General features: G+C 67.1%; 19 protein-coding genes and 3 tRNA genes. 8 read left to right on the top strand and 14 right to left on the bottom strand.

Features of this window, described 5'->3' with window-relative positions:
• The first annotated feature begins 15 nt into the window (after positions 1 to 15).
• On the top strand, positions 16 to 633 hold the full coding sequence (locus RQG82_RS10925; protein WP_311259107.1) for a hypothetical protein: 618 nt from the start codon (positions 16 to 18) through the stop codon (positions 631 to 633).
• Here the strand turns inward: RQG82_RS10925 and RQG82_RS10920 are convergent.
• The 3 genes from RQG82_RS10920 to RQG82_RS10910 are packed head-to-tail and all read right to left on the bottom strand — an operon-like array spanning position 624 to position 4,493.
• Positions 624 to 1,796 carry a glycosyltransferase gene (locus RQG82_RS10920; RefSeq protein WP_311259106.1) on the bottom strand — a complete coding sequence of 391 codons (1,173 nt, stop codon included), beginning with the start codon at positions 1,794 to 1,796 and terminating at the stop codon, positions 624 to 626. The two genes, RQG82_RS10925 and RQG82_RS10920, sit on opposite strands and share 10 nt — an antisense overlap.
• Positions 1,757 to 2,956 carry a glycosyltransferase gene (locus RQG82_RS10915; protein WP_311259105.1) on the bottom strand — a complete coding sequence of 400 codons (1,200 nt, stop codon included), beginning with the start codon at positions 2,954 to 2,956 and terminating at the stop codon, positions 1,757 to 1,759. The genes RQG82_RS10920 and RQG82_RS10915 overlap by 40 nt, the downstream gene beginning before the upstream one ends.
• A gap of 4 nt (positions 2,957 to 2,960) precedes the next feature.
• A complete protein-coding gene (locus tag RQG82_RS10910) occupies positions 2,961 to 4,493 on the bottom strand; it encodes a sugar transferase (protein WP_311259104.1) in 1,533 nt (510 codons plus the stop codon).
• 351 nt (positions 4,494 to 4,844) lie between these two features.
• On the opposite strand from RQG82_RS10910, the gene RQG82_RS10905 reads away from it, so the two are divergent.
• From RQG82_RS10905 to RQG82_RS10875, 7 genes are all read left to right on the top strand, one after another.
• Positions 4,845 to 5,975 (top strand): low temperature requirement protein A, encoded by a 1,131-nt coding sequence (locus RQG82_RS10905; RefSeq protein ID WP_396653605.1) that lies wholly within the window; start codon positions 4,845 to 4,847, stop codon positions 5,973 to 5,975.
• Between the two features lie 89 nt (positions 5,976 to 6,064).
• Positions 6,065 to 7,045 carry an intradiol ring-cleavage dioxygenase gene (locus tag RQG82_RS10900; protein ID WP_311259102.1) on the top strand — a complete coding sequence of 327 codons (981 nt, stop codon included), beginning with the start codon at positions 6,065 to 6,067 and terminating at the stop codon, positions 7,043 to 7,045.
• A gap of 45 nt (positions 7,046 to 7,090) precedes the next feature.
• A complete protein-coding gene (tatA, locus tag RQG82_RS10895; protein WP_311259101.1) occupies positions 7,091 to 7,333 on the top strand; it encodes a twin-arginine translocase TatA/TatE family subunit in 243 nt (80 codons plus the stop codon).
• Positions 7,334 to 7,336: 3 nt separating this feature from the next.
• Positions 7,337 to 8,131: a twin-arginine translocase subunit TatC gene (gene tatC / locus RQG82_RS10890; protein ID WP_311259100.1), complete on the top strand. Its 795-nt coding sequence runs from the start codon at positions 7,337 to 7,339 to the stop codon at positions 8,129 to 8,131.
• Between the two features lie 2 nt (positions 8,132 to 8,133).
• On the top strand, positions 8,134 to 8,592 hold the full coding sequence (locus tag RQG82_RS10885; protein WP_311259099.1) for a Sec-independent protein translocase TatB: 459 nt from the start codon (positions 8,134 to 8,136) through the stop codon (positions 8,590 to 8,592).
• Positions 8,593 to 8,790: 198 nt separating this feature from the next.
• A complete protein-coding gene (locus RQG82_RS10880) occupies positions 8,791 to 9,069 on the top strand; it encodes a hypothetical protein (protein ID WP_311259098.1) in 279 nt (92 codons plus the stop codon).
• A gap of 147 nt (positions 9,070 to 9,216) precedes the next feature.
• Positions 9,217 to 10,335 (top strand): acyl-CoA desaturase, encoded by a 1,119-nt coding sequence (locus RQG82_RS10875; protein WP_311259159.1) that lies wholly within the window; start codon positions 9,217 to 9,219, stop codon positions 10,333 to 10,335.
• Between the two features lie 137 nt (positions 10,336 to 10,472).
• On the opposite strand, the gene RQG82_RS10870 is transcribed toward RQG82_RS10875, so the two are convergent.
• The 11 genes from RQG82_RS10870 to RQG82_RS10820 form a co-directional block, all read right to left on the bottom strand.
• Positions 10,473 to 11,096 (bottom strand): response regulator transcription factor, encoded by a 624-nt coding sequence (locus RQG82_RS10870; RefSeq protein WP_311259097.1) that lies wholly within the window; start codon positions 11,094 to 11,096, stop codon positions 10,473 to 10,475.
• Positions 11,093 to 12,289, bottom strand: a complete 1,197-nt coding sequence (locus tag RQG82_RS10865) for a histidine kinase (protein ID WP_311259096.1) — start codon at positions 12,287 to 12,289, stop codon at positions 11,093 to 11,095. The genes RQG82_RS10870 and RQG82_RS10865 overlap by 4 nt, the downstream gene beginning before the upstream one ends.
• 94 nt (positions 12,290 to 12,383) lie before the next feature.
• A complete protein-coding gene (locus tag RQG82_RS10860; protein ID WP_311259095.1) occupies positions 12,384 to 13,217 on the bottom strand; it encodes an ABC transporter permease in 834 nt (277 codons plus the stop codon).
• Positions 13,214 to 14,119 carry an ABC transporter ATP-binding protein gene (locus RQG82_RS10855; protein WP_311259094.1) on the bottom strand — a complete coding sequence of 302 codons (906 nt, stop codon included), beginning with the start codon at positions 14,117 to 14,119 and terminating at the stop codon, positions 13,214 to 13,216. The genes RQG82_RS10860 and RQG82_RS10855 overlap by 4 nt, the downstream gene beginning before the upstream one ends.
• 146 nt (positions 14,120 to 14,265) lie before the next feature.
• A complete protein-coding gene (locus tag RQG82_RS10850; protein ID WP_311259093.1) occupies positions 14,266 to 15,681 on the bottom strand; it encodes a cell division initiation protein in 1,416 nt (471 codons plus the stop codon).
• A gap of 168 nt (positions 15,682 to 15,849) precedes the next feature.
• Positions 15,850 to 16,353: a hypothetical protein gene (locus tag RQG82_RS10845; protein ID WP_311259092.1), complete on the bottom strand. Its 504-nt coding sequence runs from the start codon at positions 16,351 to 16,353 to the stop codon at positions 15,850 to 15,852.
• Positions 16,354 to 16,397: 44 nt separating this feature from the next.
• Positions 16,398 to 17,318 carry an AEC family transporter gene (locus RQG82_RS10840; protein WP_311259091.1) on the bottom strand — a complete coding sequence of 307 codons (921 nt, stop codon included), beginning with the start codon at positions 17,316 to 17,318 and terminating at the stop codon, positions 16,398 to 16,400.
• A gap of 313 nt (positions 17,319 to 17,631) precedes the next feature.
• The gene (locus RQG82_RS10835) at positions 17,632 to 18,255 is read right to left on the bottom strand and encodes a GntR family transcriptional regulator (protein WP_311259090.1); all 624 of its coding nucleotides are present in this window, start codon (positions 18,253 to 18,255) and stop codon (positions 17,632 to 17,634) included.
• 291 nt (positions 18,256 to 18,546) lie between these two features.
• Positions 18,547 to 18,619: transfer RNA gene (locus RQG82_RS10830), tRNA-Phe, on the bottom strand.
• Positions 18,620 to 18,690: 71 nt separating this feature from the next.
• Positions 18,691 to 18,764, bottom strand: a tRNA-Asp gene (locus RQG82_RS10825).
• Positions 18,765 to 18,793: 29 nt separating this feature from the next.
• Positions 18,794 to 18,866 (bottom strand) — tRNA-Glu (locus RQG82_RS10820).
• Positions 18,867 to 18,889: the final 23 nt, after the last annotated feature.

The raw sequence follows: 18,889 nt of genomic DNA, 5'->3' as shown, positions 1-18,889 counted from the left end.
GTTGGAGTCGCAGCAGTGTCTGTAGGAGTCGATGGCGATCTGCTGATCGTGTGCGCGGCGAACGTCTGCCGGTCGCCGTTCGCGGCGTTCCTGCTGGCGAAGGGCCTGCCCGACGCGATCGTCAGCAGCGTCGGGGTCACCGCCCGCACCGGTGATCCACTCTGCGGCTTCACCCGCGAGCAGATCCTCACGTTCCCGGAGGGGGAGGATTTCGCCGAGAGCCACTCGGCGACGCGGCTCGACGCAGCCGCCATCGACGAGGCTGATCTCATTCTCACCGCGTCCGAGGTCGAGCGTTCTGCGGTGGCCGTGCTGGTCCCGTCGGCACGGACGAAGACGTTCACCCTCGTCGAAGCCGCGCACAGCGCGCGCTCTCTCGCTCAGCCCCTTCACGACACGTCGCTGCGCACTCTGGCCGCGAGCATGCACGCGCAGCGGGGAATGGTGGATCTGCCGCAGGTCCATCGAGCCCGGTTCTCCCTCCGCAAGCCGAGCTACGGCATTGCGATTCCTGACGCACACATCGGCGACGCTCGTCGCCATGATGAGGTCTATCGCACCGTATCCGAAGCTGTCGGCATGTTCCTCGCGGCCCGAGACCGGGCGAACGCCGTGGTGGGCGGTCACGCCTGAAGCACGGCGGACGCGATCTCCGAGCGATAGGCGGCGGGGGCGTGACGCCGCAGAGCCTCAGCGCGGCTCTCCGCGGTCTTTCGGGTGATGTCCTGCCAGTTGTCGGCCAGTTCTTCGATCGCCGTGGCGACAGCATCTGCGTCGTCTGTCGGCACGAGGCGAGACGACGCGTAACCACCAGCGGCCTCCCTCAGCCCGCTGCTGTCGCTCGCCACGACGGGACGTCTGGCGAGTACACCCTCGACCGCGGTGTTGCCGAACGGCTCATCGACCCGTGATGGAACGACGAGGACGTCGGAGTCCGCAAGAAAAGGCCAGATCTCAGGGTGGAATCCAGCGAAGGTGACCTCGACGCCCGCATCGACGGCCTGTGCGCGCAGCTGCTCCTCGTACCACTCGTATCCCGAGAACACGGCGCCGAGCAGCGTCACGGTCACCTCGCGACCACGTTCACGCAGGCGGGCCGCCGCCTCGATGACGAGATCCGGTCCCTTGCGAGGGGAGAGGCGGCCTACGTACAGGATCCGCATCGGAGCATCGAGGGTCTCGCGGGGTGCTGCGGGAGCGTCCGGCGACGCGACGCCGTTGTAGATCACAGTCGAACGCCGTGCGAGAGAGGGGAGGACCGAGCGGATCGTCTCCAAGCTGAATCGGCTGTTGACGAGAGTGCGGTGGGATGCCAGGTGCGGGAGGTAGAGGAGGCGGTTGACGATCCGATTGCCCGACGCCTCGGCCTCGTGAACGTGACTGATCGCTGGCACTTTCCTCAACCGCGCGACGAGGGGCCACTGCGGAATGATGATGGTCGACACGTAGACGGCGCTAGGACGCACCCGCCCGATGAGCCGCCAGGCCGCGCCGAGCCCGCGGAGCCCGTCGCGTACGAGGATCGGCAGCCCACGAGGAGTGAGCAGCATCTTGCGGAGCACCAGCATGGGGACGACGACGACCTCGGCACCGGCCTCGCGGAGCGCGGCGTCCAGCAGGCCACGGTCGGGCAGCGCCACTACCACTCGGGTTCCGGTGGCGATCAGTCCGATCGCACTCTCGAGAAGCATCCGGTCGGATCCGAAAAGCTCAGCTCCGGGATGCACGAAGAGCACCGTGCGGCGCGCGTCGCCCGTCACTTCGCCGTCGATTCCGGTGCAGCCAGGGGCTCCCATTCGGTGCGCCGCCGCTCCGCCCTCCGGGCGATCGGGTGCACGCTCACGCCCGAGGCGAGCTTTCGCGCGAGCCCCTCGTAGGCGTCGGCGACGTCGTCCCACCTGAAGGCCGAACTCGCGCGGACCCGTGCGCGGTCCCCCAGCGCTCGCGTTCGCTCAGGCTCTGATTCCGAGCTCTCGAACGCGCGTGCGGCCTCTTCGGGTGTCGTGAAGAACCATCCGTCGCCGTCGAGCACCTCGCGGTTGAACGGCACGTCGAAGGCGATCGTCGCCGTTCCGGCACCCATTGCCCGCAGCAGCGACGGGTTCGTGCCGCCGACGGAATGACCGTGGTCGTAGGTGAGGGCGTGGAAGTACAGCGCGTCGAGGAGCTCCTGGTCGTACACGCCGCCGACGAGACGGATGCGTTCGTCGCCTTCGGCGGCCTGCTGGATCTGCTCGGTGTACTTGTTGCTGTACGGGGCGGCGCCCACGACGACGAGGGGCAGGGTCGCGGAGCTCCGGCGGTAGCCCTCCACGATCTCGAGGACGTGGTTCTCGGGTTCGAAACGGGCGACGATCAGGTGATAGCCGCCGGGACGCAGCTCGAGTTCGTCGAGGCGGGCGTCGGCGACCGCGTCGAGGATCGGAGCTCCGTAGCGGATCATCTCGGTCGGAACGTCGAATTGATGGGTGTAGTAGTCGGCGATCCCGGGCGCATCCGCGATCAGCGCGTCGCTCGTCCGCACGCCGAACTGCTCAGCCCATCGGTAGTAGGCCTTGCCACGCGGGCCCCATTTGGATCGCCGCCACTCGAGCCCGTCCATGTGCAGGGCAGTGGGCACCCGCCGCAGGCGGAGCAGTGGCACGAACGGCGAGTTGGCGGCGTTGAACACGAATGCCGCGTCCGGGCGCCGCCGAAAGATCAGATGCAGTGCGGAGAATGCGGTGTGGCTCAGCGTCTCGATCTGCTTCACAGGGATCGCCGGAAGATGCACCACCCGCATCCCGAGATACTGCTTCTCGCGGCTCTTCGAGCCTCGTGTGTAGACGACGACGTCGTGGCCCCGTTCTGCGAGTCGCCGACCGACCTCTTCTACTGCCGTCTCGAATCCCCCGTATGCCGCGGGCACCCCTCGTGTCCCCACCATTGCGATGGTGAGGGCCTTCCCCTTGATCATGTACTCAGTATGCCCCGCTGGGCTGCACCATGACCTTGGCTGTGCGCCACATGATCTGCAGGTCGTTCATGACCGACCAGTTCTCGACGTAGCGCAGGTCGAGACGAACGCTCTCGTCCCACGACAGGTCGCTGCGGCCGGAAACCTGCCACAGACCGGTGATGCCCGGCTTGATGTAGAGACGACGGAACACGGTTCCGTCGTAGGCGGTGACCTCGCTGGGCAGCGGGGGTCGCGGACCCACGACGCTCATGTCGCCGACGAGGACGTTCCAGAACTGCGGCAGCTCGTCGAGCGACAGCTTGCGCAGGATCCGGCCGACTCGAGTGACACGCGGGTCGTCCTTCATCTTGAACAGCAGGCCGGCTCCCTGGTTCTGCTCTTTGAGCGTCGCGAGCTGCTGCTCGGCATCGGTCTTCATCGAGCGGAACTTCATGATCTTGAAGGTGCGGCCATCTCGACCGACGCGCTCCTGGGAGAAGAACAGAGGCCCCGGAGAATCCAGCTTCACGAGAAGCGCCAGGAACGGCGTGATCAGCGCGATCGGGATGAGCGCGACCGACGCGACGGCGATGTCGAGCGCGCGCTTCAGCACGTGCTGACCGCCCTCGTACGAGGGGATCTGCACCTGGATCAACGGAAGGCCCTCGACCGGTGCGAAGGAGATGCGCGGGCCGGCGACATCGGTGAGACGGCTGGAGAGCACGAGCTCGGCGGCGGTGCCCTCGAGCTGCCAGCTGAGGTGCTTCACGAAGTCGGGCTCGCCATCGGGACGGCTCGCCACGATGATCGTGTCTGCGCCCAGCTCGGCGGCCACCGTGGAGACGGAGTTGACGTTGCCGAGCACGGGGAACAGCTCGCCGCGGGCTTCGACCTCGCGCGCGTTGCCGTCGAGCAGCGTCGCGCCCACGACCTTGTACCCGGAGGCGCCGATCGGGTGCAGGGTGCGGATGACGTACTCGACGTCGTCGCGGTTGCCGACGACGAGCGTGCGCGAGGCGAAACGCCCTCGCGCACGCTGCGCCGTCAGCCAGTGCCGCCACGCCCAGCGGGTGACGAGCATCGTGAGGACACCGAGCGGCAGGCCGACGAGCAGCACGAGCTGCATGGTCTGCCAGCCGAGCACGACGCTGAGCATGGCGATGATCCCGAACGCCAGCCCGCTGGCGTGCGCCACACCGCGGTACTCGGTGGCGCTGGCGCGGAACAGCGCTGCGTCACGGGTGTGCAGCGCGCCGAGCATCAGATACCAGAGCGTGGCCAGCAGAATGCCGTTGCGCAGGGCCTCTTCCCCTGCGACACCGGTCACCACCTGGACCGCTGCTGTGATTCCGACGGCGAACAGGATGACCCCGGCATCCGTGATCCGCAGTCGCATCCGATATCGCCGTTCCCACTGGCGGCGTCGCTCCAGGGTCGCGGACACGCGCGGTGTGACCACCGTGTGCGGCACCGACCTCGCGGCTCGCGGAGCCGAGACCGGCGTGAAGACCGAACCCGCGCGAGTGATGCTCACCGCATCCTCGACGGAAGTCATGCCGAGACCCCTTGAGCCCTGAATGTACGCAGAATTCCCCAGCGCGCCATAGTTATCCCCAGATATTCCCCAACCACGGACCCCACGTCCATGGCATCGTCTGCGTCCCGACCCCTCGGGTCCTGCTGCATTCGTGATCCCAAATCACGAGTTGCGGTCACCGTCCCACACGGTGTTGCTGGCAGCAGGCACTGCAGACTTCGTTCACTCTAGCGGAACGAAGCGGCCAGCGGAAGGTAATTCACGCGAGTGGACCAACCGGCTCTCCGATACACACGCTCGTGCGGCAAACGGCACGGGTATTCTGACCGCGTGACGACTACCTCAGCGCCTCGATTCCACCTCAGCCGCATGCTGCCCAGGGATCCGGCGCAACCCCATCGCACCGCCAGCTCACTCGAGCTGTTCTTCGATCTCGTCTTCGTCGTCGCGGTCAGCATCGCCTCGGCCCAGCTGCACCATGCGCTGAGCCACGGCGACTTCGTTCAGGGCATCACCTCGTACGCGCTGGTGTTCTTCGCGGTGTGGTGGGCATGGATGAACTTCACCTGGTTTGCCACCTCTTTCGACACCGACGACTGGCTCTACCGCGTCACCACGATCGTGCAGATGGGCGGAGTGCTCGTGCTGGCGGCCGGTATTCCCGCGGCGTCCGAGAACGGCGACTTCACCCTCCCCGTCATCGGCTACATCGTGATGCGGGTGGCGATGATCGTCCAGTGGCTGCGTGCGTCCCAAGGCGCGGGGGAGCTGAAAGCCACCACTCGGCGGTACGCCTTCGGCATCGCCGGCGTGCAGGTGCTGTGGGTGCTGTTCCTGCTCGTTCCCGCAGGTCCCCTCCAGCTCGTGGCGTTCGTGGTCTTCGCGCTCGTCGAGGTAAGCGTGCCGGTGTTCGCCGAGTACCGCAGGCAGACGCCGTGGCATCCGCACCATATCACCGAGCGCTACGGCCTCTTCACGCTGATCGTGCTCGGCGAGAGCCTTCTCGCCTCCGCCAACGCGATCATCGACGCGAAGAACGAGCTCGATTCCTTCGTCCCACTCATCGCGATCTCGGTTCTGACGCTGGTCGTCACCGCTTCGCTCTGGTGGATCTACTTCTGGGCGCCGCACCACAGGGCCATCACGACCTTCGGTCGTTCGCTCCGCTACGGATACACGCACTACTTCGTCTTCGGCGCGGCCGCGGCGTTCTCCGCGGGAATCGAGGTCGAGATCGACGTCCTGACCGGCGAGAGTCATCTCTCCCAGACCGTCGCGTCGCTCACGGTGGCCGTCCCGATCGCGATCTTCCTGCTCGGCATCTGGTGGATCGCGATCCGCGAGAACGCCGACGGGGTGGTGAACACGGTCATCCCGCTCGGTGCGGCCGTGGTGCTGCTCGACTCGATCCTGCCGATCCCGGTGGTGATCACCGCCGCCGTCCTCGTCGTGATCGTGGTCGTGCTCGTCCTGCACCCGCCGGTTCGTCGGGAGTCATAGTCATCGCATAGGCGAGGCATAGCTCGCTGATCGGCTCCTCCGTGACCATGGGTACATCGACCCCCATCCACACCGAGAGGAGCACGATCATGAGCCGCATCCCCGAACCCGTACAGACCCCTGAGGGCCCGACCTACGAGGGTCGACTGCTCGACCGCGCCGATGAGGAGGTCGTCGATCAGGGCGCCGCCTTCGACATCCGCACCCTCGTGACCCGCCGCGGCGTCCTGGGGCTCGCCGGGCTCGGTGTGGGCGCGATGGTCCTCGCCGCATGCGCGCCGTCGGAGAGCAGCACGTCGAGCACGAGCGATCCGACGTCGACGACCGACACGGGTGGCTCGTCCGCATCGACGGCCACGACGGCGGCGGGGGAGATTCCGGACGAGACAGCCGGGCCGTACCCCGGCGACGGATCGAACGGACCGGATGTCCTCGAGGAATCGGGCATCGTGCGTCAGGACATCACGACCTCGATCGACGGGTCGGCGACCGCAGACGGCATACCCCTGACGTTCGAGCTGCAGGTCGTCGACCTCGCGAACGGCAGCGTCCCCTTCGAGGGAGTCGCGGTCTATGCATGGCACTGCACGGCTGATGGCGAGTACTCGATGTACTCCTCGGGCCTCGAAGACGTCACCTACCTCCGAGGAGTGCAGGTCGCGGATGCCGACGGCAAGGTCTCGTTCACGTCGATATTCCCCGGTTGCTATTCGGGCCGCTGGCCGCACATCCACTTCGAGGTCTATCCGGACGTCGACTCCATCACCGACTCCGCCAACGCCATCGCCACCTCACAGCTGGCGCTGCCGGAGGACGTCTGCGCCACCGTCTACGCGGACTCCCGTTATCCCGGGTCCACGGAGAACCTCGCGCAGACGAGCCTCTCGGCAGACAACGTCTTCGGCGACGACTCCGCAGCGCTTCAACTGGCCACGGTCACCGGTGACGCCGGCAGCGGGTACTCCGCGACGCTCGTGGTCGGCGTCGACACGACCACGACGCCGAGCGCAGGCTCCGCGCCGTCGGCCGGCGAGGGTGGCCCGGGCGGTGGTGAGCCGCCGTCCGACTGATCACGAACCACGAACCACGCGCCCCACGCAAGAGAGAAGGAAGACATGCTTCAGAACCTCACAGGGTGGCACGCCCTGATCATCCTCGCGATCGTCGTCCTCGTCTTCGGCGCCGCGAAGCTCCCGGCCCTCGCCAAGAGCGTCGGCCAGTCCATGCGCATCCTCAAGTCCGAGGTCGCGGAGACCTCCAGCGAGGCGCGGGTCGAGCGGGTCCCGAGCGTCGGCGACCCCGCTGACGCTCGGGACTCCGCCGAGGGCATGAGGCCTGCTCTGCGGGCCGCGGAGTAGAACGTGTTCGCGCTCGTCGCTGACGCCGTCGAGGCGAGCACCTCGCCCGCTCCGACCAGGATGCCGCTGTCGTCGCACCTGCGGGAAGCGCGCACGCGCTCGTTCCGCGCGGCGGCGGCGCTTCTGGTCGGGGTGGCCGCCGGGTATCTCCTCTCAGACCAGATCCTCGAGGTCGTTCGTGCGCCCATCGCCGTGCTCGCGGAGTCGCGCGACGCGAGCCTGAACTACGACAGCATCACCGGGGCCTTCGACCTCAAACTCAAGATCGCGCTCTTCGCGGGATTCGCTCTGTCGAGTCCCGTGTGGATGTACGAGCTGTTCGCCTTCCTCGCTCCCGGCCTCAACACGAGAGAGAAGAGGTACACGTTCGGGTTCCTCGCGGCATCCGTCCCCCTGTTCGTCGGCGGATGCCTGGCGGGTCTCCTGCTCTTCCCCCACATGGTCGAACTGCTCGCGAGCTTCGCCTCGACCGAGGACAGCACCCTGCTGCAGGCGTCTTACTACGTCGACTTCATCCTCAAGATCGTGCTCGCCACCGGCGTCGCCTTCGTTCTTCCCGTGTTCCTCGTGATGCTCAATCTTCTGGGCGTGGTCTCGGCCCGAGCGATCGCGAAGAGCTGGCGGATCGTCGTCGTCGCGATCGTGCTGTTCAGCGCGATCGTGACCCCGGCGGCCGACGTGCTGTCGATGTTCCTGATCGCGGTTCCCATGACCGTGCTGTTCCTGGTGGCGTTGCTCATCGCCTCGCTCCATGACCGCAGGGTGACCCTGAGGGCTGCCGGCGCAACGGAGGGATGACGATGTTCGGACTCACCATCGAGAAGATGTTCCTGGTCGCGCTGATCGCGGCGGTGATCATCGGCCCTCGACGGCTGCCGGAGTACGCGGGCCGCCTCGCGGCCGTCGTCCGTCGGATCACGCTGCTCGCAGGCGATGCGGCGCGGCGAGCCGAGCAGGAGGCCGGAGTGGCGCGCATCCGCCAGGAGTGGACCGCGTTGGATCCTCGGCAGTACGATCCGCGGCGGATCATCCGCGACGCCTGGGCGGCGGGGGAGAGCGCGGAGGCAAGTGGGGGGATGCCGATCGAGACGGCGGATGCCGCGACGGCGGATGCCGCGACGGCGGATGCCGCGACGGCGGATGCCGCGACGACGGATGCTGGCGCTGACACGCCACCCGAACCAGAACCCGCGGGTGCCTGGGTCATGGCAGGGTCGTCGGGTCACCCGCGGCGTGTGTGGGTCGCGTCCGAGAGCTGAATCGAGCGCCGGCGATGCCGACCTGCTAGACTGATGAAGCACCGTGTGTTCTGGCCCTATCTAGGCCGTCCACGGAGCCACTGATCAGGGCCATTACGGACCACGTGCATCGATGCGCGCGGTATCCGCCTTTGATCTCACATCTTGCGGGTCGCGACATCGCGCGCCCGTCACACAGCAATGAGTATGACCATGAGCATGACCACTTTTCCTCCTTCTGACCCATTGACCTGGAAACAGGCCGACGCAGACGTGCATGTCGCGACCCGATCCGGCGAGTTCGCCGGATTCGTCGAGTTCGACGGCACGACGCATCTCGCCCGCGATCAGCGCGGCACGGAGCTCGGTGCCTTCGCCTCTCTCGACGACGCGCGCGAGGCACTCGAGGCCGCCAGCGCCTCGAAGCGCCGTGCGCGCACGTTCTCGTTCGCGCTCCCGCGCGCGCTGAGAAGGCGTCCGCGACGGGCCCGCGCCTGACCGTTTCATTCACAGGACCTGTGAATCGTCAAGGGGTGCCGATGTATTCCCCGCGGCGCATGTGCGGGGGGTTAGGTTGAGTTAAGCGTTGGGCGATCTGCCTTGGGCTTACCACAGCTCAAGGGCTCCAATCGACGGGAGAGCAACATCTCCATTTCACAGGTCGAAAAGACCGCAGCCACGCTCGGACCGGTACGCCAGACGTATTCCGGAAACGCAGACATCCCCCCGATGACGCACGCCTACAAGCAGGTGTCGCAGGTCGTCCGGGAGACCGGCCTTCTGCAGCGCGCCGGATGGTTCTACATCTTCGTCGCCGCTGGCCTCGCCGTCGCCCTCGGCGGACTCATCACCGGCTTCATCCTGCTCGGCGACAGCTGGTTCCAGTTGCTGATCGCCGCTGGCCTCGGCCTCGTCCTCACGCAGGTGGCTTTCCTCGCCCATGAAGCGGCGCACCGCCAGATCCTCACCTCGGGCCCGGCGAACTTCCGCCTCGCTCGCATCCTGGCCGCCGGCGTCGTCGGCATCAGCTACTCGTGGTGGGACTCCAAGCACACCAAGCACCACGGAAACCCGAACCAGGTCGGAAAGGATCCCGACATCGAGGTCGACACGATCTCGTTCCTCGAGACGGATGCCGCGCAGTCGCGAGGCATCGTCCGCCTCATCACGCGCAAGCAGGGATGGCTGTTCTTCCCGCTGCTGACGCTCGAGGGGCTCAACCTCCACTACCTCGGCGTCAAGCACCTGGTGACCAGCAAGAAGGCCAAGGGCCGCTGGATCGAGCTGGGCCTGATCGCCCTCCGATTCGCGATCGTTCTGATCCCGGTCTTCCTGATGCTCCCGCTCGGCATGGCATTCGCCTTCATGGGCGTGCAGCTCGCCGTCTTCGGCGTCTACATGGGGGCGTCGTTCGCCCCGAACCACAAGGGAATGCCGATCATCGACCCGAATGCCCGCCTCGACTTCTTCTCGAAGCAGGTGCGCACCTCGCGCAACATCCGCGGCGGATGGTGGGCCACCTGGCTCATGGGCGGTCTCAACTACCAGGTCGAGCACCACCTGTTCCCGAACATGCCGCGCCCGCACCTCTCCAAGGCTCGCGAGATCGTCCGCGACTACTGCATCACGAACGACGTGCCGTACACCGAGACGAGCCTTCTGCGCTCGTACGCGATCGTCATCGAGTACCTCAACCGCGTCGGCCTCGCCGCCGGTGCTGACCCGTTCGACTGCCCCGCAGCCACGCAGTTCGTCCGGGCGTAACCCGCTCACGGCTTCGCAGCCGGCTGGCGCATCGAACGGCCCCATCCCTCGGGATGGGGCCGTTCGCGTCGGCAGGGGGTGGTGAGGCCCTCGCATCGCGACCGAGGCCTCGGTCGCACGTGCCGGCCGACTGCGTCCTACAGCAGCCCGAGCTCCAGCGCGAGGGTCACGGCGCGCGTGCGGTCAGAGACCTCGAGCTTCTCGAAGACGTGGATCAGGTGCGTCTTCACCGTGGCCTCGCCGATGAACAGCTCTCGGGCGATCTCCGGATTGCTGCGGCCAGCCGCGACGAGCCGCAGCACCTCGCGTTCCCGCGGGCTCAGCTGAGGTCTGCCTGGTCGCTCGCCGCGCATCCGTGTGACGAGCGTGGCGGCGATCGTCGGTGCGAGCACGGTGTGCCCTCCGGCGACGGAGCGGATCCCCGCGACGATCTCCTCCTGCGGCGCAGCCTTGAGCAGATACCCGCTCGCCCCCGCCTCGATCGCGCCGAGGATGTCGTCGTCGGTCTCGTACGTCGTCAGAACGAGCACGCGCACCTCGGGCAGCTCTGCAGCGATGCGCGACGTCGCCTCGATGCCGGAGTTGCCTGGCATCCGGAGATCCATCAGCACGACATCGGGGCGCAGCCGAGCGGCCAGGTCGACTGCCTCGGCGCCGTTCGCCGCCTGCCCGACGACTTCGAGCCCCGGATCGAGGGCGATGAGCCCCACGATGCCGGAACGCACGATCGGATGGTCGTCGGCGACGATGACGCGGATCATGGCGTCGTCTCCTTTGCTGCGTCGGCCTCGGCGTGCAGCGGGATGCGCACGGTCAGGTCCGTGCCGACCCGCACTCCGTCTGCCACGGTCAGGGTGCCGCCGACGAGTGAGACCCGCTCCCGCATCCCCGCAAGACCGAATCCGCGGTCGTCGTCGATCGAGACGCCGCCGAGTCCGCGGCCGTCATCGCAGATGCGGAGCTCGGCGGAATCGGAGATCGCGAGCGTGACCTGAGTGGACGCGGCGCCGGCGTGCTTGCGCACGTTGGCGAGGCCCTCCTGCGCGCAGCGCAGCAGCACGACCTGGACGTCTCGCGCCAGCACGGCATCCGATGCCGACACGTCGACGCGCATGCCGGTCTCCCTCGTGAACCGGTCTCCGAGGCGGCGGAGCGCGTCGCCGAGCGAGTCGGCGGATGGCGCGGGCGAGGTCACGGCCACCAGAGCCCTGGCCTCGACGAGGGCCTCCCGCGCCGCGCTCTCGATCAGCTCGATCGCAGCGGGGGAGCCGTCGAGGCGCGCACGTTCGGCGAGCATGACGATGCTCGCCAGGCTCTGCGCGATCGTGTCGTGGACGTCGCGGGCGAGACGAGCGCGCTCCTCGATCGCCCCGGCCTCTCGACTGGCCGTCTCGAGGCCCGCCTGGGCAGCGGTCAGATCCGCCAGCAGATGCTGGCGCTGCACGCCCCACTCGGCGATGCGGGTGATCCAGAGGCCGAGCGCGAGGCTGAACGCGGTCGACAGCCCCGACGAGACGAAACCGGTGCTGAGAGCGTCGGCGGTGAAGCCGCCCCAGTATCCGTAGGCGAGGCCGAGGATGATGCCGTTGCCCACCGTGACCAGAACGGCCTGCAGGGTCGATCGTGACGTCATCCAGATGAGCGGCAGCACGAGGGTCTGCAGCAGCAGCATGTTCGGCTCGATCGCGACGCCCACTGCGAGAAGCGAGATCATCCCGACCTGCAGCAGCGCCGAGACAGCGGGGGCGGGGTCTTCGACGCCTTCGTGAATGCCCAGATAGGCGCGGGCGCCGAACGCGTAGATGAGGAAGATTCCGATGGTGATGGCGACGAGCACCCAGCGTGACCCGGCGAAGTTCTGCGGGAGGGTGAGGGAGAGCCCGGCCACCGTGAGGAGGAGCGCGGTCGCGGCGATGTCCCACCCCAGGCGCTCTCGGTGGATCACGCGGCTCATGCGCACCACTCTTCCACTGTTCGGCATGCCCCGACGCACGGCCCGAGGCCAGGAAGACCTCGAACCGTGTGCCCGGGCGACAGCGATGCCGGTGTCATCCGCTCTGTCGGATCCAGCGGAAGGTCGCGCGGCTGAGGATGAAGCCTGCGATGAGCCAGATCGTCAGCATGATCGCGACGAGACCGAGGTTCCATTCGCCGCCCGGCTCTGCGACTTTGAACGAGTCGGGCAGGATCGCCGCGCGCATCCCCTGAGCGATCCACTTGAGCGGGAACACGGCGGCGACGTTCTGCAGCCACTCGGGCAGGGCCGAGAAGGCGATGTAGACGCCCGAGATGAACTGCAGCAGCAACACGACCGGGATCACCACCGCCGATGCGGTCTTGCCCGAACGGGGGAGCGCCGACAGGGCGATGCCGAGCAGCGTGCATGAGAGCAGACCGAGCACGAACACCCAGGCGAACAGGCCCCACGATTCGGCATCCGAGGGCAGCTGCACCTTGTAGAGCACGACCGCGACGGTGAGGAGCAGCGCCATCTGCAGGATCGCTGTCACGAACACCTCGCCGATCTTGCCGATGAAGTACGTGGCGGGCGAGATCGGGGTGCTGCCGAGGCGCTTCAGCGTGCCGTCACTCTTCTCCACAGCGATCTCGATCGACAGTCCCTGCACTCCCGAGAGGAAGATGCCACCCGCGATGAGTCCCGGGAGGTAATAGGTCGCCATGCTGACCTTGTCGGCGCCCTCGCCGATGTCGCCGGTGAAGATCGTCGCGAAGATCAGATACATCACGGTGGGGAACAGGAACGTGAAGAAGACCTGATCGCCGGCGCGGAAGTACTGCCGCAGCTCGAAGCCGATGCGACGCACGCCGAGCCGGATCGTGCGGGGCATGCCGAAGCGCGTCGGTGCGGTCGTGGTGCTCATGCCGGCTCCTTCAGGTCGGTGCGGCTGTCGTCTGTCGTGGGCTCGGCTGCGGACGCGGCGTCGTGCTGCCGGATCAGGCCGAGATAGATGTCCTCGAGGGTCGGACGCACGACCTCCAGGGTGTCGGGCTCGCCCGCCGTCCTCTGCAGCTCCGAGACGAACGCCCCGGGGGTCGATGTCCGCTGCTCACGACGGGTGCCCGTCGCATCGCGCCAGCGGACCACCGGCGTGCGTGCGTCAGGGCCGCCGATCTCGTCGATCGGCCCGATCGCTGCGATCCGCCCCGCGGTGATGACCGCGGCGCGGTCACCGAGCTGAGCCGCCTCATCGAGGTAGTGAGTGGTCAGCAGGATGCTGGTTCCCTCGGCTTTGAGTGAGCGGATGAGGCCCCAGAACTGGCGTCGCGCCTCGGGATCGAAGCCCGTGGTCGGTTCGTCGAGGAACAGCATCTCGGGTCGACCGATGATCCCCAGTGCGACGTCGAGGCGGCGTTGCTGGCCGCCCGACAGTTTTCCTGCGCGGGAGCGCTGTTTCTGCTCGAGGCCCACCGCGGCGATCACCTCGTCGATGTCGCGACGGCGCGGGTAGTACCCGGCGAACTCGGTGAGCAGCTCGCGCACGGTGAAGTTGCCCGCTTCGCCGGTCGACTGCAGCACGATGCCCAGGCGTGCCTTCCAGTCGAGGCCGCCGCGCTGCGGATCGACGCCGAGCACGCGCACCTCGCCGGACGTGCGGTGCCGATATCCCTCGAGGATCTCGATGGTCGTCGACTTTCCCGCACCGTTCGGACCGAGCAGAGCGAACGTCTCGCCCCGGCGGATGTCGAAGCTGATGCCGTCGACGGCGGCCGATCCGCCGTAGTCCTTGCGGAGGTCCCGTACCTCGATCACGCTGTCTGTCATGTTCCCAGCGTGCCCGCAGACGGGCTCGCGCGGTAGCCGTGAAACGACGGACTCGGGCATCCACCGATCGGTGGATGCCCGCCGCAGACAGAACAGGGGCATGAGCGGAATGTCCGCCCACGCCCCTGTTCGTCAGGAGATGGATGTCAGCGCGAGGCCTTCTCGTCGGTCTCGACGACCTCGATGGTGATCTTGCCGTCGATGGTCTCGGCGTCGTCGTCGAGGATCTCGTCGTCGAGGGCTTCGTCTCCGCGGAACTCCGTGGCGGGCTCTGCGGTCTCGTCCTGGTCGTCTTCGAGGATCTCAGCGTCGAACGTGTCGACGGCGTCATCGTCATCGTCGGCGTCCGCCACCGTGGCGACGGCGTCGTCCGACTGCCGATCGCTGAAGATGCCCTCCGGGCGGATCAGCTCGCGCACCTCGGCCATGAAGCTGGCGAGCTGCTGCTGCTGCCAGCGCAGCTGACGAGCCTGGTCTTCGGCATCCCGCAGCACCGCGGAGGTGTGGCCCGTCACCGAGTCGACGATCTTCTGCGACTTCACGCGTGCACGGTCGAGCGTGTCGCGGGCGCGCACCTGGGCATCGGCCTCGATGGTCTGCGCCTGCGAGCGCATCAGGCGCTCGTAGTCGTCGGCCTTCGCAGAGATGCGCTGTGCGTGATCGAGCGATGCGGCGACCTGCTCGTTGGCATCGGTCGTGATGCGCTCGGCGTGGGCGACGGCCTGGTTGTGCAGCACGAGGAACTCCTGCTGGGCGTCGTCCTGGCGTCGGGTGAGCGTCTCTTCGAACTCGAGGACGCGGGCGTTCATCTCTCGCACCTCGCGCTCCGCCTCGGCGCGCAGCTGGGTCGTCTCGCGAGTGACGAGGGAGCGGAGCGCCGCAGCGCCCTTCTCGGCCTCGGTGCGGATCGCCGTGGCCTCCTGCGTCGCCTGGTGCACCCGCTCGGCGGCATGCGCGGCCTCGCGCTCGAGCGTCGCCTGGTGCGCGGTGTATTCGGTGTCGATCTTCAGGCGCACCTGGTCGGCGTCGTGCTGCGCGTGGGCGATGATGCGGGTGACATCGGCATCCGCCTCCGCACGCTGCGTGGTCACCTCTTCGCGAGCTGCGGCCATCAGGCGGTCGGCCTGCACCGCGGCGTTCTGGATGAGCACGTTCGCCTGCTCCTCCGCGACGCGGAGGATCGCCTCGAACTGCTCACGCGAGGGTGCCTCCTGGCCGTCCGCACGCGGGGTGTCGACGAGCTCGTTGGTCAGGGTGGCGACCTGCTGCTCGGTCTCCGCGGCCTTCGCCTTGGTGGCGAGAAGCTCGGCCTCGAGTTCTTCGCGGGCGATGCGCTCTTCTTCGCGCAGCGCCTCGACGGCGTCTTCGTGGCGCGCCTCGGTGGCGGCGAGGTCGGCCTTCGCCTGCTGCAGCTGGTTGCGCAGCGTGCTCAGAGCCGAGTCGACCTCGGCCTTGTCGTAGCCGCGGAACGAGGCGGTGAAGCCGGACTGCTCACGCGGCGTCTCTTCGATCAGCTTGTCGAAGAAGTCGGGAGTCCGGTCGTTATTGGGGGATTCACTCATTGGTCGGCCTTTCCGGCGCAGGTCACAGAGGGACTGAGAGCTGTGATGAGAAATGGTGCTGTCGCAGGGCCGACTGCGGTGGGGCCGGTGCGTCATCAGCAATACCTCAGCCTAGTTGCGGCGGCTGTGAGATGCACCCGATGTTCCGATACGCGACGCGCTGTCGGTCTAGACCGGTATCCATGTTCCGGTCGCCTCGTCGCGCCGATGGTGGATCGGCTGTCCCGGGGAGACATCGATGCCGCTGGCGAGCGCGGCCGTGGAGACGCCCGAGCGCAGGTCTGCCCAGAACTCCGAGGTGTTCGGCACACCCAGGTACTCGCGGATCCTCTCGATCTGCACCCGGGTTCCGTCCTCATCGTCGACGAGCCGCACGATGGCGTCGTCGGGCTCGATGAATCGGATGCCGTAGCCGCCGCCTTCGAGCCGGGTGAACTTGCGCGGCTGCTGCAGCACGACGCCGTCGACGACCTCGCGTGCCGTCGCTTCGGGCGCGTGCAGCACCAACGTGGTGCCCAGTTCGTCGAGGATCCCGGTGAGGCGGGTCGTCGCATAGCGCCGCCCTTCTCTTCCTCCGGCAGCGTCCGTCGATCGGCGAACCCAGCGGGGGAGGAAGATCGCCAGCACGAGGATCGCGGCGATCACGGCGACGTAGATGAGCGCGGTGTCCACGGATACAACCTACGGGCATGGGCGCAGGCAGGATGCGGCGATGCTCAGCCCAGCAGGAACATGATGAGGATCAGCACGGGCAGGCAGCCGAGCGTGGTCAGGAACACGGTGTCACGCGAGATGGTCTCGCCGATGTCGTAGCGCTGCGAGTAGTTGAAGACGTTCTGGGCCGTCGGAAGCGCCGCGAGGATGACGACGATCAACACCTCGGCCGACGAGAGCCCGAAGACGAACTCGGCCACGACCCAGGCGATCAGAGGCATTGCGATGAGCTTGAGCGATGTCGCGAAGATGATGTCTCGGCGGTGTCCGGGGGCTCCGAGCACGCGCTGGCCGTGCAGTGAGATGCCGTAGCTGATCAGCAGCACCGGCACGGCCGCGTCGGCGATCAGCTGCGCGGGCTCCATGACGATGGGTGGAACCGTGATGCCCAGCACCGAGACCAGGGTTCCGAGGAGTGAGGCGATGATGATCGGGTTGGTCGCGGTGCGCACCAGGGTCTTGCGCAGCGAGACCCGGTCGCTCGTGACGGCGTCGAGGATCGTCAGCGAGACCGGCGTGAAGACCAGCAGCTGCATGAGCACCACGGGCGCGGGATAGGCGGCGCTGCCGAGCAGGTAGAGCGACAGCGGGATGCCGATGTTGTTCGAGTTGACCTGCCCGGCCGACAGGGCGCCGATCAGCGTCTCTCCGACGGGGCGCTTCCACCAGAGCCGCGCCACCAGCGTGTAGATCGCGATGATCGCGACGGCCGCTATCGCCGAGACGGGCAGCAGCGAGGAGAAGAGCATCTTCGCATCGGCATGGGCGAGCACGGTGAAGAGCAGGAACGGCGACAGCACGAAGAAGATCAGACGGCCGAGCACATGCCGCGCGTGCGGGCCGAGCAGATCGATGCGCCCGAGCAGGTAGCCGAGCGCGATCGCGACCCCCACGACCGCGAATCCGGTGAACGTCTCGAGCATGGTTCGAGCGTATCCAGGCCGGAGACGGCCCGTCGCCACCGGCGGAACCCGTACGAGATCTCGGCATAGCAGTTCGAGAGTCTCCACGTCAACGGTCGGGCCCCGATCCGCGTCAGGGCGCCCCTCGCCCATACTCTGGCAGGACGACGAGCCGCATTCTGTTGCTCTCCGTCGGTCGAACCAGACGTGCCTCGAGTCTCTCGGTCTTGAGCGCCCACATGGGGGTGGGTGCGCATGCGGACCTTCTCATCGGCTGATCCGGTCCCCCCGTTCGGGCGCGGGGGACCGGAACCAACTCCTCGGAGTCGATCCGCTACTTCAGTCGGAGCATCCTCTGCACGGCGCTCACGCCGGCATTCGCACTGCGGGCGCGCATCGCGGACTCGAGCTCCTCGAGAGACTCCCTCGTGTTCACTCGCGGTTCAACGAGGTAGAGATCGCGGAACACGAGGTACCAGAAGTCGCTCAGCATCAGTCGATAGAGATCGTTGAGTGCGCGGTCGGTCAGGAACTCGAAGAGCTCGACATGCGCCTCGATCCATCCGTCACCGGACTCGACCGACTCGATGGCCTCGCCGATCAGCTCGCACGCCATGGCGAGGTCTGAATCGGACAGCGCGAGTGCGGCCTCGCGGATGATCTCGCCGCCCTGAGACGCCGCGAACTCGCGGGTGATGCGAGAGCGTTCGTCGGTGATGTCGGTGACCATCGAATAGCGATTCGCGTGGACTTCCATCAGCCCCGCTCGCGCGAGTCGCTGCACGGCCTCACGAACCGGAGTGCGGGTGACCCCGAGGTCGTCGGCGATCGCCTTGTCGCTCAGCTTCGCGCCGGGCGCATAGGTTCCGTCAGCGATCGACGTCGCTAGTCGACGGAAGAGCTCTTCGGCTCCCAGGTTTCGCTGGGCCCCAGGCACAACAGGCAGGTCAGGTCCCATATCGATATATTACTGCGCATAGGTCGGGTGGGGCTCGTGACGGGCGCGAGACGCGATGCGTGTTGACGTGCGCGTCTTGCACTCGAATAACGCATCCGCCAGAACCGCGGACGCAGAGACGCGCGGTGACCGGGGCGTGGTCCTCGGCTACGACGCTGATCGCCTCGTTCAGATCATGCCGGCCATCGGCCAGCCTGATCGAGGGGTTCTCCCTCGATCAGGGCAAAGCAAAACCCCCACCATGTTAGAAGCTAGGTGGGGGTTTCTGAGGTGATTGTAACGATCACCCTGTGGCTCCGACGGGCGTCGATCCCGTGACCTCACGATTTTCAGTCGTGCGCTCTACCAACTGAGCTACAGAGCCGTGCGACTGGCTAGACCTGTCGCATCTAGACGAAAGGGCCCTTCTCGAAGAGAAAGGCCCGTCGCTTAGAGCGACCCTGACGGGACTTGAACCCGCGACCTCCGCCGTGACAGGGCGGCACGCTAACCAACTGCGCTACAGGGCCATACTTGTTTTCAATTGTACCGGAAGGAGTGACCCCAACGGGATTCGAACCCGTGCTACCGCCGTGAAAGGGCGGCGTCCTAGGCCGCTAAACGATGGGGCCGAAGTCTGTCCCGGGGGACTTCC

The organism is Microbacterium sp. WCS2018Hpa-9 (genome assembly GCF_031843745.1).
Taxonomy (GTDB): domain Bacteria; phylum Actinomycetota; class Actinomycetes; order Actinomycetales; family Microbacteriaceae; genus Microbacterium.
This window is presented reverse-complemented; position numbering and strand designations above follow the sequence as displayed.